Raw genomic sequence first — 15,781 nt, 5'->3', positions numbered from 1 at the left:
AGAATGTACTTCGTTCACTCAATACGCTCTCAATATTTAGCGCGAAGTTTTGACAGCTACAGGGAAGGCCACATATCATTAAATTACTACTGTAATTTACCGCAAGCTCGTGCGTCACTCTAATCCTTCCTCGAGAGACTAATACTGGCCATAGAGTGAACAGGGACGCACAGCGCATCATGGACGAGGACGAGAAAGAGCACAAAGACCTGTATGAAGCGTTCGCGGACAATCTCAACAACAGATGTCTTCCTCTTTGAAGATTACTCTGTGAGCAGAGTGAACCGCCCGACGAACATTCGGAATTGAAAGGGGGGTTAAAGCAAACACCATGCCAACCAGCGGTTGTCATGTCGACTGCAACACGAACAATCGATGTCGACCTCCGCACTGACGTCGACGCTAAGATCCCGGCGGAGGTGCCACGGGTGGTTGCCCTCGAAATTGAGTACGGCGATGAAAGCGAGCGCACAGTACATCTCGACCACGGTCAAGAGGAGTGGACGTTCGAGTTTGTTGGGGGACAGTGTACCGATCGCGATCCACCAACACGACTAGTCCCCCAGTGGATAAACGAAGCGCTCAGAGCCGTCGAATCGGAGATTCGGTGAGAACAGATGTTAGGAATCTTCGCTTCCAGGATCGGTGACCACAACCTGTCGGATTTCGATTTGATCCGCTCGTTGTTCGACGTGATCCTCAAATACCTCACCTTCACTATAATCGTCGATGAGCCGAAGTGTAGCAATGCCTTTCGGCGTGATTTCGTAGAGCCCAGTCCCCTCGACCGGTCCCACCTTCCTGACGAGTCCATAATCATGCATCTGCGGCATTCGCTGATTGATGTAATTCCGGCTTCGATCCACGTCTGCGGCGATGTTGGCAGCGAGATTTCGACCTTCAGTCAACTTCTCGAGGACGAGCTGGTCAGACGGGAGCGAGAGCCGCATTGGTCCGGGCTTGGTTATGGGCATATATGTTACCAACGGTATGATAGCATATAGAACCATTGCTGACGTAGTAACAGTACCTATGCAACGGTAATATTAAGTCACAGCAGTAACAATCTGTTAATTGGAAGCTAGATCCAGGGCATGAAAACGCCCACCGTGTTGGAGCACGGCGGACTGGCTTCCGAACCTCTACCCGAGGATTTCGAAAGCATGTCCAACGAGTACACCGGGGTAAAAAGATATTACCCCACTGAACGCAGTACCGTCGGCCGCGCCCGCGGCCGAGATGACTCTCCAGCGAGCGACAGTTCTTCGGAAAAAACGCCGCGCGAAGACGCGGCAGTACAGACGGGAGGTTGTTCAGGCCAGCGACCCCGTCTAGGTGACCCGTCCGAACGCGATGCGGATAACGCTACCCCATCGGCGTATCTGGCCGGAGCGCTCGAACGCGCCGACCGCCACGATTCGGTGTTCTTCTACGGGGTACGAGTATGAGCGTCGTTGGAAGGGTCGTCGACGGCCTGCTCGGCACCGAGACCGACCGCACGCCCGAGACGCCACTCGAGATCGACGATGTATCGCTCATCGTCGACAACGAGCGGCGGCGGCTCACACTGCACGCACTCGAACGTGCTGACGAGCCGATCCCACTCGGGGACCTCGCTGAAATCGTCGCGATGGGCGAACTCGAGAAGCCGCCCACCCAGGTCAGCGGGAAGGAACGCAAAGCCACCTACATCGCACTCTACCAGACGCACCTTCCGCGTCTCGAGGACATCGATGTCGTCGCGTACGATCGGATGGTCGACGGCGTCGAGAAAGGCTCCGCGTTCGGGCACGCTCACCGAATCCTCGAGGCCGTCTACACCGAGGTCGAGGGCACCAAACAGATCGATGGAGGTGAGGCGTGATGTCCTCCTACAACTGTCTCTATCCCGAACCCGTCGAGATGGACGGCCCCGGCCTCGAGTGGGGGCCGGTTCAGTGGGCCAACGAAGGCACGTTTGCAGACGCCGATCACCCACAATCCGCCGAGAATGAGCGCCGATTCTACACGATCGCCGTTCGCCGCGGCAAGACGTCGGATTCCAGCGTGGCGTCGATCGGCGTGCTTGGCGTGACGAGCGATCTCGAATACGGCTACGAAAGTCGTTTCCAAGCGACCCTCGAGGACGGCGAGTGGACGCTGGCCGATCGCGACAAGATTCCCCCGTCGATATGCAAACGACCACCGAGGGATTCGACGATTCCGACGGGACGGAAAGGCAAGTTCCGGCGGGTTCTCGAGCGTGCCCACGGCCTCAAGGACGACCCCGCCGACGCAGGCTTCGAGGCCACAAGCGAGCTCCGGGCCGATGGCGGCACATCGGAAGCCGACCTCGTTGACCGCGCTGTTCGCGAGGTCACGACGCTCATCGACGCCGGCGACTCGAAACGCGTTGCGATCAACTACGTCGTCAACGAGTACGAGCTCAAGCATCGCTGCGACGATGTTCACGGACGCGTTCAGGATAGACACGAGCAGGTCGTTCTGACCGACGGTGGTCAGCGCTCGAGCGGAACTTACCGCGCAGAGTGTCCGGGCTGTGGGGATGATACAACGTTCTCTGAAAGTGGAACGTTCGGGCTCCTGTCCTGCGATTCATGCACCTACGCACCGCGCGCATCGGTTCGTTGGGAGATCCGTTCACAAGACACGGACACTGAACCCATCACCGACGGCGGCCACAACCCCGACGATCTCGTCGTTCTCGAGTGCGAGCCCTGCGACTACCAAACAGTGGTCGCTCGCGGGGCGATGTCGATCACGAGCTGTCCCGACTGTAAGGGCGACCTCGAGATCGACAACAGCCGAGTGGCCCACAACTGTTCGGGCACAACCGCGAATCATGTTATCGTCGAAGCGAACGAACGCTGTCCGTTCTGCCAAACGATCCAGCGGGCGGTCGTCGCTGACGGTGGTCGCGATGCGTTCCTCAGCGGGGACGCCCACTGGTGCGACGTCTGCTCAACGCCGTTCGATACGCTTGGCGAGTTGATCCGCCACGACTGCCAGGACCAACAGCTAGTCGCCGATGGCGGTCGGTCCGAACATCGGGCTCGTTGTGATGACTGTTCCTGGTCCTACCGGGATACGGATCTCGTCGATGTCTCTGACGAGATGGAACGCCACGCGCGAAAGGAGATGCACGACGTCGACTTCGAGCGGGCGGTCGCGACCGATGGCGGTCAGTGTGTGGACGGTACTGAGCGCACGAATAGCTACGAGTGCGAGAAGATGGTCGGCCAGCATGTCAAATCCATCGAGGATGTAAACGACCTCACTCGTGCCGTCAACCGTGTTCTGAACGATATACGTGCTGGAGGGCCGGAAGACATTCGAGTCGTTATCGCGACTGAAGATCGAACACACGGGCCGGGAACTGATCTCCCAGTCGAAAAGTCTGAGAACTCCACCGGAACCGAAGGGGGTGACCGTCGGTGAGTGAGATCATTCCCGAGGATTTCGACCTCAAACACGCCCGTCAAGCACCATCGACGACGCCAAACAAGGAACGACCACGCTGTCCCGAGTGTCGACAACTTGCGGTCCGGAAGAAGACTGGGAAACCGTCCGGCAGTCCGGATGGCCCATCGCACTACTGTAATCGCTGTGGTGCGGAGTTCGACGAGCCCGTGTACGGTGATTACGATGAGTGAAGCCGCCGACGGGCTTCGTCGCTTCGCCGATGTCGTCGACGCCCTCCAGGAGACGACGATCGACATCGACAGCGCTCAGTTGCTCGAGGCCGCCGACGACACGATCCGCGGACAGTTGACCGTGACCGTTCACGACGGCGATCTCGACGGCTCCGGTGTGATCGCCGAACCCGACGATCGAACTGGCGACACGGGCGATCCCGACGAGACGGATGTTCTCGACCACACCGTCACCGAGGATCTCGAGCGGGCATACGACGAGGCCGACGGCAATATCAGTACCGCCGCCGAACGCTTCGAGGTTGGCTATGGCGCGGTCTACCGCCAGATGACCAACCGCGGCGTTCACGAGACTAACGGTGAAAACGGCACCTCCACCGAGGACGAAAACGAGTCGGAGTCAGAGTCAGAGGCACCAGATGTCGACCTCGAGGAGGATGCCGCGGACGACGCGCCGGCGGGCACCGGCGACGACGTCCAAGCAAACGACGAGATCACCGTCGACGGCGTCGATGGCGAGAAAGATGAGCCGGATATCGCACTTCCCGACGGAGTGACCGAGGCCGACGTACAGGCGGCGACCGAGGACCACGAAGGACTCGGCGATGTCGCCAACGAACTCGGCATCACGAGAGGGCGTGCGCGGGCGATCACGGTTGCACTCGACTGCTATGGAGATGTTCGAGACATCCCAGGAGGGCGACAATGAGCCAACGCGAGTGCTCCGTCTGCGAGCAAGAACTCGAGAACCCGCTTGCCGGACCGGCTCACGCGCGCAAACATAAAAACAAATTCGAGCAGATGGTCGGCCGGCCACCGGCAGACTACAGCGAGGTCCAGGGGCTGTTCAACGACGGGATTGTTCCCGACGATGTCGACCTCGAGGCCGGGTCACCTGAGCTGATGGACCGGCCGCTCGAGGAGCGGCTCTACGTCCGCAATCAAGTGATCAACAAATGAACGACCTTCCTCAGACCGACGACGAACTGCGCGAGTGGGTAAAAGAGAACCGCGACATGCTCGTTCGGATCCTCCGCCACGGAACCGACGGATACGCTCGAGCGTGTGCGTGGGCGCTTCTCGATCGTGGTGCGAGCGATCCCGAGCTCGAGCAGATTGAGAACGAACTCGATGCGCTGCGCCAGCAGCGGGAGGCAAACGCATGAGCCAGTCAGAGATCGCCGACGTCGACGTCGATTCCGAGCTCGTCGACGAAGGCCTGGGCGCGCTCCTGGAGTTCGGCATCCTCCTCAAGGACCGAGATCACTTGCTCACGTTCCTCGACGTCGTCGAGAATCTCCGGGTCGTTCTTTGCGAGGCCCAGGATGACGCGCTGGACCTTTCGCTGGTCGGTTTTCAACGTCTCGACGGCACCACGTGCAATCGCCTGACCACACCAGACACAAAACTCCTCGTCGCGAGGCGTTTCCCGATTACAACGCGGACAGGGTACCGGCGCGATCGGGTCGGGTTCGTCTTCACTGACGTCCTTTCCGTGAATCTTCGCGAGCTCGTTATCGGCGGCGTCGCCGAAGACCGAGACGTATCTCGCGGCGACCTTCGACCCCCGCGTCCAGCCGTGATGTTCCTCGATGTGAGCCTGGTTCATGCCCTGGCTCGCGAGGTGCGAAGCCGACGACTTCCGAAAGTTGGTGAGCGTCACGGGGCGTTCGACGCCGGCGCGTTCGGCCGCGCTCTCGAACGCCTTTTTGAACATCTGGTAGGAGAGCCCCTCCCCACTGTGGAGTTTCGTCCAGAGTGGGTCATCGCGATCGCCGGTCGGATGGTCCTGGAGCCAACGGTTCAAGTACGGTACACTCGGGATCAACGTGATCGTTCGCTGGCCGGTCTTTCCGTCGACGGTGACTTGCAACCCGTGTTCGTGATCGGTGACGTCGGCGATTCGGAGAGACCGGAATTCGCCGGACCGAGCGCCAGAGTCCCACGCGACTGCGATCATGGCCTTGTCCCGGTTGTTGTGACAGGCTTCGATCATCGGGAGGGCGTGTTCCTCCCAGTGGAGCATGTCACGGGGGTCAGGCTTCGGGTCGTAGCTACTCGAGGTCTGGCCGGAGATCCACTCGAGGCTCTCAGGCGGCTCACTCCCCTCGGTGACGTGCTTGCCGAAGACGCGGATCGCGACACGGTAGTCCCGGTTCGTCTCCTCGTTGTCGTACTGGCGGTTGACCCAACGGACCGCCGACTTCGCGGCGGCGCGATCTTCGAGGGCGTCGGCGAGGCCGCCGACCTCCTCGGCGATGCGCGTACAGTGACGGAGCAACTTCTCGTGACGATGATCAGAGTATTCAGCACCACGGAGGAACAGTTCGTCGGAGAACTCGAGCAAGACGTCGCGATCGGCGTCACTCACGTCCTCGCTCGACCGGATTCGATCCCGCAACGTATCGACTCGATCGGCCGGATCAGACATGACCTTCACGAAGTGCTGTATTTATATAATTCTTACGTGCGGCTTTCAACCTCAGGTTTGCGTCCCTCCACCGGCTTCTACCAAATTACTTATAACCCCACGATTCAGGTTCGGGGTATCCCGACGCCTCTTGTGGGTTTACTTATACTCCGAATACTATTAAGAGTGGTAATGAATCGGATATCGCGATAACCAACGGAGGTGTCGCGACGTGGTAGTCGGTCATCGCGAGGCGCACGGCGGCGCACTCGACGGAACTGTTCAGTACATTACTGAGCGCCCCGAGTACGAGGAGCAGGGCGATCGCGTCGAGTACGCGAGCGAGCCCGAACCCCAAGGCGAGGAGCGAACCGAGGGCTTCCCGTAGATCGATCCCGACCAGACGGTCGAGCGCCCCAACGTCGACGGCCAGTCGACATGGGCGGACTGGCGAGGTGATCAGGCGTGACGACCGGCCACGTCGTCAACCTCGACATTGGCCACAATGGATTCTGTGTCGAGAGTCTCATCGGCGTCACGTACTGCGGGCGTACGTTCGATCCCGAGAACCACGAGCGCGAGGTGTACGTGGTTGATCGCAACAGCGACCACCCGCACAACTCCCTCTGCTTCGACTGCTCGAAGGCAAACAGTCACCGAGTTCGCGGTGCTGTACGAGGTGAGATGGCGTGAGCGACAGCGCCCTCGAACGGCTTCGGTTCGCTCACGATAACAACCCGAACGCCGGCGCGAAACGACTGCTCTGGCTAGCCGACGCCGATCCCAGCTACCTCGAGGCCGCCGAGGCGATTGTCGCCGGCGAGTCGGTCGACAACATTGACCAAGAGCCTGGTCACAGACGCAACCCCTCGGTCTCCACCGATCCAGAAGCGTGCTGGAGCAACTGGGCAGACGCCGACTTCGCCACGCCGGCGTCGAACATCTGGCCCGACGAACTGCTCGAGCGCGAGCAGTGGATGGGCCACGTCGACAAGAAGCTGTTCGCCCCCTGGGCCGACCGCGATCACCCCGAGGCCGGCGTTCGTGATGACGACGAGTGGAACCGTGATGGGTGAGCGTTGTCCTAGACGAGAGCAACGATGTCCGTTCAGTTCGGACCGTTCCCGACTTCGGCGCCGCGTGATCGGGATGCTCGGAGACGTCGGGTACTCGGGCTCGGAAGCGGCCACCGCTCTCCGGACTGGGCTCTCTTCGCTTAGCCTCGCTGACGAACAAGCAGGCGGGACTCCTCGAGGATCTCGGCGTCTCGGTCAAGATCGATTCACTCGAAACCGGAAAAACAGTGAGATATTCCGATCTATTGCATCCATCGTACAACGAAATATTTCTAATAACAGACCTGTGACGAATATGTCCAAACAGCCAAAAATAGGTATAAGAGTGGCCGCGAAGCCTCGGTCAGTTCTGGCATTTCGAGATAAACACCACCTAAGTAGGCAACGAGGGTGATCGAAATACCAAATCCAAGTGTACTGTTTGGGGTGAATGAAAGTCCTATGTGAGATAATATAATTTGAATGTGAAAGTCTCGTGGCGCCCCTCTTGTCAAATGCTTGTATTCTTGAGCACCTCCACAGCCTCCGCGAGTCCGACGTCGTACTCAAGCAGTCGATCAGCAGCTAACTGCCAGGCGTGCTCGCTTAGTTCGGGATTGGCATCTTCGAACCGTTTAGACGTTCCAGGCGACTCGTCGTTCCCGGCCAGTCACTGAGAACATAACCTTCGAAATTGGCGGGTATAACAGTCCAAAACCCGATATAGATATTCACCGAGAGCAGTCTCACTCCGCACCGAGATAGTTCTAAAGGACTTTGCGACACGACCAAAATTTTTCGTACTCATTACGCTCTGAGCGAGCAAGTGGTGATGCGAAAAATCTTCTGTGGACTCTGTTCAGAGGAGGGGATCTGGATACACGAAACGCTCACGACGATGGTAGCAACGTGGGAACGGCGGGGACTCGGTCCACCTGATAACTGACATCCGTGCTGGGAGGAAAAGGAGAAAATTCGCAAGCAGAGACATCTATGGGGAACCACGCTAAACAGACACGGAGATAGAAACGTTTAGGCCGATGCATTTTTGTCGTTATGCCATGGCCTCTCGTCGATTCGTGGCGCTCCTCGGCGCGCTCGCGCTGCTCGTTCTCCTCGGCGGCTGTCTCACGCTCCCGGCGGGCGAGGAACCCGATTCGGAGGCGATATTCGAGAGCACGTTCGTCTACGACGACGATCTCGAGGACGTCACCGGCGAGATGACGATCGACATAACCGGCGGCAACCAGACGATTTCTGAAACGGTTCTCGTCCACGAACGACCCTACGTCGACTACCGCGAGGAGGTTCTCGAGACGACGGAACCCGATCAGGACGGGGCCGTCTTCGCCTCGAACGCGTCGGGGGCGTGGTGGTACTATCCGGAGTTGTCGCTCGCGGAACACCACGAGACTGACGAACCGTTCGAGAGCGAAAACGTGCGGTCGGATCGAGCCGAGATGGCTGCCGAACAACTCCAGTGGTACGACCTCGACTACCAAGGAACCGAAGTGATTGCTGACCGCGAGACCAACGTCCTCGACATCGATCTGAAGGATGAAGGGGTCGAAGACGGTATTTCCGTTCTCATCGGTAGCACCGAATACGTCTACGCGCTCGAGGCGGTCGACGTCCCCGACGAACTCAACGTCGTCGAGCAGACGGTCTGGGTCGACGACGAGTACGACTACCCGCTGAAAGAGCGGATGATCTTCGAGAACGCCGACGGCGAACGGTACGAGATGATCGAACGGTTCGAGACGGTCTCGTTCAACGAAGAACTCGACGACGAGACGTTCGAGTTCGAGCCGCCGGAGAACGCCACGGTCGAATCGAGGTAGCCGCACACGACGGCGAGAAAGCGGCTCGCTACGGCCGGGGCGTCACTCGGGTCAACTTGATCTTGAACGATCTGCTAACGCAGGATGAACACGATGGACGGGAGAACAGGGAGATGAACTGACGCTCGTCGCGGCCTGCCGCGACGTGCTTTGAGTGGTGTCTGCTGAGGAGGGAACGAACTATGACGACGAACTTGGCCCGATGATTGAGGAGATAGACGGCCTCTCCAAGCCGCTGGGAGAGGTCTGGACCGATGAGTTACCGGCCTACCAAGCCATGGAGAATGAGCATCGACCCGTCCTTCACGACGAGGAATACGTTTTGGAAGACGGCGTCCATACGAACCAAACAGAGTGTCTCTGGCCGTTGCTCCAGCCGTGGTTCGGAACGGACGAATCCGCGGCCACGGTCACAGACCAGCTTTCGGCTCACTTATTCCAGAATCTCAAGTAGCGCGGCGACGAGTTCGAGATAGCCGAGCGTCGCGACGGAGATGACGAACAGGACGAGCACGAATGGAACGATCGTTCGAACCCGCTCGCGGAGCGTCACGCGTCGTCGGTCTCGCGTCGCCCAGACCAATCGGATAGCTGTCACCACCATCGGAATCGCCATCGTCACCGTCGTCATCGTGTTGTTCTCCGCGTGTTTGGCACACGCTGTCGGTGGAACTGTCGGTTTCGTGTACGAGTGGACGGGTCGATCACCATACCGACGACGGGGGGCCGTTTCACTTGTACCTCAGTCAGACACTCAGTAGGTGAAAAACCGGTCAGACGAGTGTCTGACGGTGTGCAGACGGTCCATTCGATTCCAGTACTCTGCGGTTGATGGCCCGTGGATACCCTTGCTCGTAGCAACCGATGAGTGGGGTATCCAAACAGACGGGATTCGGCGCGCTACCAGCTCGAGTCCTTGATCAGAATGTCGTGATCCTCGGCTTCGTCTATGCGGTTTCGGATGTCCGCAGAGAAGTACTCGACGTCGAACGCCCACGTCTCGTCGGCTCGAAGGTCGGTGACGTTGGTCCATTCGTCGCCCAGCGCGACCCCGTCCTCGTCGTAGACTTTCGCCACAATCTCCACGTAACTCTGCTCCTCGCCAGTCTCGTTTTCGATTTCGCCTTCGACGACCAACTCGTCGTCTCTGACCTCCATCGTACTATCGGCCAGTGTCAACCCATCTGCGGGCTCGTGGGCATCTTCGTCGAACTCGCCTTCAAGTTCGTAGTCCTCGACATCCTCTGTGCCCGATCCGTGGTGATAGACGCGCGCTGACCATGTCTCACCGGCCTCGAGCGACGTGAGTCGACCGGCGTCATTGTCGAGATAGTTTCCGTCGCTATCGTACCAATCGGCCTGCAGTTCGATATCTCCGCTGGGTTCGTCGCCGCTGTTCTCGACAGTCGCCGCCACGTAAATATCCGTTGAGAACGCTCCCTCCTCGACGACGAGATCGTGATCAACGATTTCGAGATCCGCGGAACCCGACGAACCGTTGTCGTCGCCAGTCCCGTTGTCATCATCGCGCGTCCCACCTTCGACATCCTCCGCGTCGTCGCCAGCACAGCCAGCCAGTATCAGTGAGAACGCTGCACCACTTCCCATAAGAACGTCACGTCGTTGCATCCGAGTAAAAATCGGCGCTATATCGTAATAAGGTTGTGAACATGGTTCACAAACTAATGGGCAGTATCGATAACGTCGTAGAATATTGTGGTTTGACGGCGGACAGGCGGCTCTTATCACTGATCAATGGTGTCAATTGCAACAATCGTCTCAGCAATTATGTCCGGGGAGAGACCGTTCAGTCGCTGTTACTCCGAGATTTCGTTGCTTTCCATGGCAACCGTTTCCGTGGCGACGAACTTCGCGAGCTGGCGTTTTTGGTGATTGTGAACGAGGTGGTGCTCGAGTTTTTGACCGTGTCTGATTGGATCGTGACAGAGCGGACATTCGAGTGGTGGTTTCGTCGCCATACTGTGGTCACATTACTCGAGCGGATACGTCTATTGCTGGCGATTTCAACCACCATGCTTCTGACCAGTCAGTTCCGGGGAACATGTTATCGGACAGCCAGTTTCGGAGAAACGAAGATAGTATCGTGCGAAGATCATCGACCAACGAACCAGCAGCCAATTGGTCACACTACGGGTCTGGTGAGTGTGGCGTTCCCTGATTCCCGGCTGCAAAAGGCCTGTTACGGCCTGACGTTGGGTACCCTAGTGTTGGGTATGCGTTGGGGAAGGAATGGTGTGTTGGCGATGATCGGACTGTTGGCAACAACAGATTCCCCCCATCCTCCTCCTTCGCAACTTGCTATTGCAAGTACGAACATATCAATCTTATCGCCGGTTCGGTTTCGGCGCTGAAACTGCCACGAAAACCGCGGCGATTCTTCATCCACGAGCGTGGTATAATACCTGGAGAGAGAAATTCGGCAACCTCGTCCGCGTTCAATCGGTGAGTAGCCACCGAAATCGTGGGTGGATCCACGACCACTCCTGATCGACGATCCAATCCCGGAGCTGTTGTCGGTTAGACACCCCAGTTACCGTGTCGACGAGTTTCGACGGCGACTCGCCAGTTACCGGTTTGTAGGCGATGGATCTGGTCGCCGTACAGTAAAACGACGCCCGCGTACAGTCGTCCTGCAGGCCGATCAGGTAGCGGTTTATTTGGTCCTCACCGAGTATGTACTCACTCACCTCGTCGACGTCGAGGTCGTCGCTGTTGTACCGAACGTCGTCGATCGCCTCGATCAGCGATTCCTCGAGTTCCCGTTCGTGGTTCGCGCTCATACTCGAGGAAGGGTACCGGCGAGCAAAAGGCAACGGCAGGCAGAATCCGAGGCGAAGATCGGAGATCCGTTTCGGTTTCGGAGGCTCGTGTGCGACGGAGCCGGGACGGCTCGACCGAGATTTATTGGAGGGCTACGAAAGCTTGCATACGTACGGGTAGTCGCTATACGTTTGAGCCACACACGGCGAAGTATGACCGCAGAACCAACCGGCACGATGCGAGACCCCGAACAACCGGCTAGTTGTCCGCACTGTGGCACCGCAAACGACTTCGTTTTCACCTACTGTCGGGACTGTCTCGCGGAACTTCCCTCAACCCCATCGGCTAGCCCCGAAACAAATCTGTAGGCGGTTGATAGCATCTTCGTTCGCGTGCGCTCTGTTGCTTGACTGTCGACCGGGATGAGACAGCCGTCTGTTCGAAATCCACAACCCCACTCAACGGGATAATTCATCGCCTAGAGAACGTACCATCTCGGTATTTATTATATCGAGAGAGACTATTCACGTACGTTTAGTGAACTATATCAGAAACGGCGTTGGGACGATTATTACATGTGAACCTCACTACCACTCTCGATCGGGTTCTCTCCACCCTCGGATATCCGACCGTCACACACGGCTTGATCAACCGATACGCGGAGGGGCTCGAACTCGAGATTGCACAGTCGGCTCGGGTCTCTAGCGGCTGTCTGTTCCGGGGGGAGATCGGCCTCGGACCGATGACGAGAGTGAGCCGTGGGTGTATACTCAATGGGGATATCACCGTTGACAAACAGACGAATTTCGAGCCGAACTGTGACGTGATCGGGAACGTCGAGTTCGGGAAGTACTGCGCGATCGCAAAGCGGAGTACCTTCCAGCAGATCAACCACGAAATGACGAAGCCGTCGATGCAGATTCGGTTGTACGACGAAGTGCTCGACAGCGAGCTACCGCCCGCATCGAACGGCCCGATAACGATCGGCAACGACGTCTGGATCGGTATCGGTTCGACGGTGCTGTCAGGGGTGACCGTCGGTAACGGCGCAGTCATCGGTGCCGGCTCGGTCGTCACCAACGACGTAAAACCATACTCGATCGTCGGCGGCGTTCCCGCAGAGCACATCAAGTGGCGATTCCCCGAGGAGGTTCGGGAGAAGCTCCTCGAGATCGAGTGGTGGACCTGGGACGAAGCGACGATTCGAGACAATCGGGAGTTTTTCGAACGGGAGTTACAGGACGGTTCAGATATTCCCGTTTTCGCTCCGGATTCTGAGACGGAGGACGGGACGGCCGAAACGGGTCGGCTTTCGATCCGTTGATCTCTCATCGCGGCGTCGTCTTTGGGTATCGAATCCTCGAGCGCTCCCGAGAGCGAACGGTCAAAGCACCGCCGTAAGTCCGAGGACGGCTCCGAACGCGCACACGGCCCAATCGAGTTTCGAGAACGAAAGCGCGGGAAGCGTCGGATTCCACGAGAAACATCGTGCCTGCAATGCGACCGATAGCCGGTCAGCTCGAGTGAACGCCCTCGAGAGTCCGAGAACGCCGATCCGATTGACACGGTCGAGTACGCTTCGTTCGGAGCCAAGACGGGCGGTCATCGCCTGACGAATGCGACGGAGATCCGCCAAAAGAAGCGGAACGAACCGGAACACCAACCCGACACCCATGCCGAGCAGTTGGCCGGGTTTTCCGGGAACCGTTCGTTGAATAGCCGCTCGAGAGTCGCGTGCGGGCGTCGACCTGACGTATGCCGCACTGAACAGGAGGATCAACAGCACCCGGTAACTCGCCAGCGCGGGATCGACGCCGTCGGCCGGGACGAGCCAGGGTGTGCCGATGGTCAGCATCGAAATGACCGGCGCAGCCGCCAGTATCGGCAACGCGAACCGATAGCCGTACAACGCTCGCCAAAGCGGGACGCCCGCGGCCGCGAGCCCGAGAATCGTGAAGGCGGTGAAGACGACCAGCGCCCGCGGCGTGGTGTGAGCCAGCGCCGTGACGGCGAACCCGATCTGGACGGCGAGCTTCGAGCGCGGGTCGAGCCGATGGGCGAACGTGTCGTCGGGTTCGTAGGTCAGCATCCGCCCCAATCACCTCGAGAATTGCTGAGTGAAAGTCGAGTCTCCACCATTCCCTCGGTATCCAGGAAAATACTGCGTTCAGTACTCGAGTGAGTACGCGGGCCGGTCGTCAGGCAGCGATTCGTGCCACCGATCATGCCGGCACTCGAATCTCGAGGTCGGCCAGCAACTCGAGGGCCACTGCTGGCGGTTCGTCGACGAGAATGTGCCCGTCTTGCATCACGATGATTCGGTCCGCGAGAGTGGCGACATCTCGGAGGTCGTGCGTCGCGAGGACGATCCCCGTTCCAGCCAACGAGAGTGACTCGAGCCGGTCGAGAACGGAGTCACGCGACGGTGCGTCGAGACCGGTAAACGGTTCGTCCAGCAGGAGATGCGTCGGTTCCATCGCCAGCGCGCCGGCGATGGCGACCCGTGATTGCTCGCCGCCCGAAAGCGTATCGATGCGGTCATCCCCCCGACCCTCGAGATGTACCGCTTCGAGTGCGGTCTCGACGCGGCGGTTGATCTCCTCTCGCTCGAGACCGAGGTTTTCGGGGCCGAACGCGATATCATTGCCGACGGTCGACGAGACAAACTGATCTCGCGGGTGTTGGAACACCATCCCGACGGCGGTTCGGGCGGCGACGGGGTTTTCGGCGACCGAAACGCCGTCGACGAGCACTTCGCCGTCGTCAGGCGTTAGCAACCCGTTGCAGTGCCGGAGCAAGGTCGTCTTTCCGCTCCCATTCGCTCCCGCGAGGAGGACGAACTCGCCGTCTTCGATCTCGAGAGTGCACTCCTCGAGGACGGCGTGATCGTCGAAGCCGTACGTGACGGATCGGAGTTCGATCATGGATACAGTTTGTACGGGCGAATTCGTTGCGTGGTCTCGGTCACACCGTGTCGATAACGCCGGAGCGAACGATGGCGATTGCGGCGGCCATCTTGAGCAGATCACCCGGTATCAACGGGAGTGCGACGATAGTGAACGCTTCTGGTAGTGAGGTTTCCGTCACCCACGCGTACCAGGTGAAACCGGCCAGATAAACGACGATGGTCGCGGCAACGAGACCGAGTATCACGATCGGAAGGGCAACGGCGGCCGGATCCCGGAGTTCGCGTCCGCGATGAACGATCGACCCGACGAGTAGGGCACCGACGGGAAACGTCAGGAGAAATCCACCGTGCGGCCCGAGTAGAACGCCAGGGCCCGCGGAAAACCCGGAGAAGACCGGCGCACCGAGTCCGCCCGCAAGAAGGTAGAGAATTATCGCGAACGCTCCCCACCCTGGACCCAGATACAGCCCAGCGAGGAAGACGACGAGCATCTGGAGCGTTCCCGGGACCCCCGAAATCGGTATCGCGATGAAAGCGGTCGCCCCCATGAGCGCCGCGAGTAACGCCGCTCGAGCAAACGACCGGACCACGTCCCCCTCGACGAGGTCGACCGACCCCTGTTCGGTTTCCATACCCACCCTCTTCTGTAAACCGTGATGAAAACTTCGGTTTACCGCGTCTCGAGTGGCTGCGTCACGGGTCCGATCGAGTCGATCGAATGCCTCATCGGCTCATCGGTATCGAACACATCACAAACAAGCCCACACATCAACTATCTAAGATTAATCGGACGGGGGCGATCAACTCGAGCACCAGCGGAGCCCGATTCACATGAACGACTCCAACCAATCACTACCTGTCAGATTCGTCCACCGTTCGAAGGCCCCTCGAAGATTCTCCAAACGGCGAGAAAATGGACTCAACCGGCCGTATACAGAGTTTTCAAAAAATAACGTCGGTTTCCAACATGACATTGTATCGCCCTCCTAACTGGAACGAACGGGGTGCTTAAGCGTCGATTAGTCCCGCTTCGGGTCGTATGGGGACCGATAGCACGACGGCTCAAGCGCGGGGGAACGCAGATCGCGGACCGGCGGGAGGTCATCGGAACTTTGGATCGGCGAAATGCGGAC

Annotated in this window: 21 protein-coding genes and 2 pseudogenes; 15 read left to right on the top strand and 8 right to left on the bottom strand. The window is 58.8% G+C overall.

Features of this window, described 5'->3' with window-relative positions:
- The first annotated feature begins 350 nt into the window (after positions 1 to 350).
- Entirely contained in the window at positions 351 to 611 is a 261-nt protein-coding gene (locus QNM96_RS16020; RefSeq protein ID WP_283837602.1) for a hypothetical protein, read from the top strand.
- A 9-nt stretch (positions 612 to 620) separates the two neighbouring features.
- On the opposite strand, the gene QNM96_RS16015 is transcribed toward QNM96_RS16020, so the two are convergent.
- Entirely contained in the window at positions 621 to 950 is a 330-nt protein-coding gene (locus tag QNM96_RS16015) for a hypothetical protein (RefSeq protein ID WP_283837601.1), read from the bottom strand.
- Between the two features lie 494 nt (positions 951 to 1,444).
- Between QNM96_RS16015 and QNM96_RS16010 the strand changes: the two genes are divergently transcribed.
- The 6 genes from QNM96_RS16010 to QNM96_RS15985 are packed head-to-tail and all read left to right on the top strand — an operon-like array spanning position 1,445 to position 4,819.
- A complete protein-coding gene (locus QNM96_RS16010; protein ID WP_283837600.1) occupies positions 1,445 to 1,864 on the top strand; it encodes a hypothetical protein in 420 nt (139 codons plus the stop codon).
- The gene (locus QNM96_RS16005) at positions 1,864 to 3,438 is read left to right on the top strand and encodes a hypothetical protein (RefSeq protein WP_283837599.1); all 1,575 of its coding nucleotides are present in this window, start codon (positions 1,864 to 1,866) and stop codon (positions 3,436 to 3,438) included. The genes QNM96_RS16010 and QNM96_RS16005 overlap by 1 nt, the downstream gene beginning before the upstream one ends.
- Positions 3,435 to 3,653, top strand: a complete 219-nt coding sequence (locus QNM96_RS16000; RefSeq protein ID WP_283837598.1) for a hypothetical protein — start codon at positions 3,435 to 3,437, stop codon at positions 3,651 to 3,653. Before QNM96_RS16005 ends, QNM96_RS16000 begins: the two co-directional genes overlap by 4 nt.
- The gene (locus QNM96_RS15995; RefSeq protein WP_283837597.1) at positions 3,646 to 4,362 is read left to right on the top strand and encodes a hypothetical protein; all 717 of its coding nucleotides are present in this window, start codon (positions 3,646 to 3,648) and stop codon (positions 4,360 to 4,362) included. The genes QNM96_RS16000 and QNM96_RS15995 overlap by 8 nt, the downstream gene beginning before the upstream one ends.
- Positions 4,359 to 4,613 carry a hypothetical protein gene (locus QNM96_RS15990; protein ID WP_283837596.1) on the top strand — a complete coding sequence of 85 codons (255 nt, stop codon included), beginning with the start codon at positions 4,359 to 4,361 and terminating at the stop codon, positions 4,611 to 4,613. Before QNM96_RS15995 ends, QNM96_RS15990 begins: the two co-directional genes overlap by 4 nt.
- Complete coding sequence (locus QNM96_RS15985; protein ID WP_283837595.1) at positions 4,610 to 4,819, top strand: hypothetical protein; 210 nt, start codon at positions 4,610 to 4,612, stop codon at positions 4,817 to 4,819. The genes QNM96_RS15990 and QNM96_RS15985 overlap by 4 nt, the downstream gene beginning before the upstream one ends.
- Positions 4,820 to 4,824: 5 nt before the next feature.
- Here QNM96_RS15985 and QNM96_RS15980 read toward each other — a convergent pair whose 3' ends face one another.
- The gene (locus QNM96_RS15980) at positions 4,825 to 6,084 is read right to left on the bottom strand and encodes a site-specific integrase (protein WP_283837594.1); all 1,260 of its coding nucleotides are present in this window, start codon (positions 6,082 to 6,084) and stop codon (positions 4,825 to 4,827) included.
- A 211-nt stretch (positions 6,085 to 6,295) separates the two neighbouring features.
- On the opposite strand from QNM96_RS15980, the gene QNM96_RS15975 reads away from it, so the two are divergent.
- From QNM96_RS15975 to QNM96_RS15950, 6 genes and pseudogenes are all read left to right on the top strand, one after another.
- Positions 6,296 to 6,451 carry a hypothetical protein gene (locus QNM96_RS15975; protein WP_283837593.1) on the top strand — a complete coding sequence of 52 codons (156 nt, stop codon included), beginning with the start codon at positions 6,296 to 6,298 and terminating at the stop codon, positions 6,449 to 6,451.
- Positions 6,452 to 6,528: 77 nt separating this feature from the next.
- Positions 6,529 to 6,756: a hypothetical protein gene (locus tag QNM96_RS15970; RefSeq protein ID WP_283837592.1), complete on the top strand. Its 228-nt coding sequence runs from the start codon at positions 6,529 to 6,531 to the stop codon at positions 6,754 to 6,756.
- Positions 6,753 to 7,139: a hypothetical protein gene (locus QNM96_RS15965; RefSeq protein WP_283837591.1), complete on the top strand. Its 387-nt coding sequence runs from the start codon at positions 6,753 to 6,755 to the stop codon at positions 7,137 to 7,139. The genes QNM96_RS15970 and QNM96_RS15965 overlap by 4 nt, the downstream gene beginning before the upstream one ends.
- 790 nt (positions 7,140 to 7,929) lie before the next feature.
- Positions 7,930 to 8,144: pseudogene (locus tag QNM96_RS15960) on the top strand (hypothetical protein); the annotation flags it as partial.
- A gap of 35 nt (positions 8,145 to 8,179) precedes the next feature.
- Positions 8,180 to 8,959 carry a DUF2092 domain-containing protein gene (locus QNM96_RS15955; RefSeq protein WP_283837590.1) on the top strand — a complete coding sequence of 260 codons (780 nt, stop codon included), beginning with the start codon at positions 8,180 to 8,182 and terminating at the stop codon, positions 8,957 to 8,959.
- An 88-nt stretch (positions 8,960 to 9,047) separates the two neighbouring features.
- Positions 9,048 to 9,341 (top strand): annotated as a pseudogene (locus QNM96_RS15950) (IS1595 family transposase); the annotation flags it as partial.
- Between the two features lie 51 nt (positions 9,342 to 9,392).
- Here the strand turns inward: QNM96_RS15950 and QNM96_RS15945 are convergent.
- Together QNM96_RS15945 and QNM96_RS15940 are read right to left on the bottom strand one after the other, a co-directional pair.
- Positions 9,393 to 9,590, bottom strand: coding sequence for a hypothetical protein (locus QNM96_RS15945; protein ID WP_283837589.1), 198 nt, complete (start codon positions 9,588 to 9,590; stop codon positions 9,393 to 9,395).
- A gap of 269 nt (positions 9,591 to 9,859) precedes the next feature.
- The gene (locus QNM96_RS15940; protein WP_283837588.1) at positions 9,860 to 10,588 is read right to left on the bottom strand and encodes an FxLYD domain-containing protein; all 729 of its coding nucleotides are present in this window, start codon (positions 10,586 to 10,588) and stop codon (positions 9,860 to 9,862) included.
- A gap of 56 nt (positions 10,589 to 10,644) precedes the next feature.
- Between QNM96_RS15940 and QNM96_RS15935 the strand changes: the two genes are divergently transcribed.
- Positions 10,645 to 11,331: a hypothetical protein gene (locus tag QNM96_RS15935; RefSeq protein ID WP_283837587.1), complete on the top strand. Its 687-nt coding sequence runs from the start codon at positions 10,645 to 10,647 to the stop codon at positions 11,329 to 11,331.
- 84 nt (positions 11,332 to 11,415) lie between these two features.
- Here QNM96_RS15935 and QNM96_RS15930 read toward each other — a convergent pair whose 3' ends face one another.
- A complete protein-coding gene (locus tag QNM96_RS15930) occupies positions 11,416 to 11,760 on the bottom strand; it encodes a hypothetical protein (RefSeq protein ID WP_283837586.1) in 345 nt (114 codons plus the stop codon).
- A gap of 557 nt (positions 11,761 to 12,317) precedes the next feature.
- On the opposite strand from QNM96_RS15930, the gene QNM96_RS15925 reads away from it, so the two are divergent.
- A complete protein-coding gene (locus QNM96_RS15925) occupies positions 12,318 to 13,064 on the top strand; it encodes a CatB-related O-acetyltransferase (RefSeq protein WP_283837585.1) in 747 nt (248 codons plus the stop codon).
- A gap of 60 nt (positions 13,065 to 13,124) precedes the next feature.
- Here QNM96_RS15925 and QNM96_RS15920 read toward each other — a convergent pair whose 3' ends face one another.
- The 3 genes from QNM96_RS15920 to QNM96_RS15910 all read right to left on the bottom strand — a co-directional run bounded on the left by QNM96_RS15920 (position 13,125) and on the right by QNM96_RS15910 (position 15,280).
- A complete protein-coding gene (locus tag QNM96_RS15920) occupies positions 13,125 to 13,829 on the bottom strand; it encodes an energy-coupling factor transporter transmembrane component T (RefSeq protein WP_283837584.1) in 705 nt (234 codons plus the stop codon).
- 133 nt (positions 13,830 to 13,962) lie between these two features.
- Positions 13,963 to 14,664 (bottom strand): ABC transporter ATP-binding protein, encoded by a 702-nt coding sequence (locus QNM96_RS15915; RefSeq protein ID WP_283837583.1) that lies wholly within the window; start codon positions 14,662 to 14,664, stop codon positions 13,963 to 13,965.
- A gap of 40 nt (positions 14,665 to 14,704) precedes the next feature.
- A complete protein-coding gene (locus QNM96_RS15910) occupies positions 14,705 to 15,280 on the bottom strand; it encodes a biotin transporter BioY (RefSeq protein WP_283837582.1) in 576 nt (191 codons plus the stop codon).
- Positions 15,281 to 15,781 lie beyond the last annotated feature (501 nt).

The organism is Halostagnicola sp. A-GB9-2 (assembly GCF_030068615.1).
GTDB lineage: Archaea > Halobacteriota > Halobacteria > Halobacteriales > Natrialbaceae > Halostagnicola.
The sequence above is the reverse complement of the archived record's forward strand: the minus strand, read 5'-3'. Positions and strand labels throughout refer to the sequence as shown.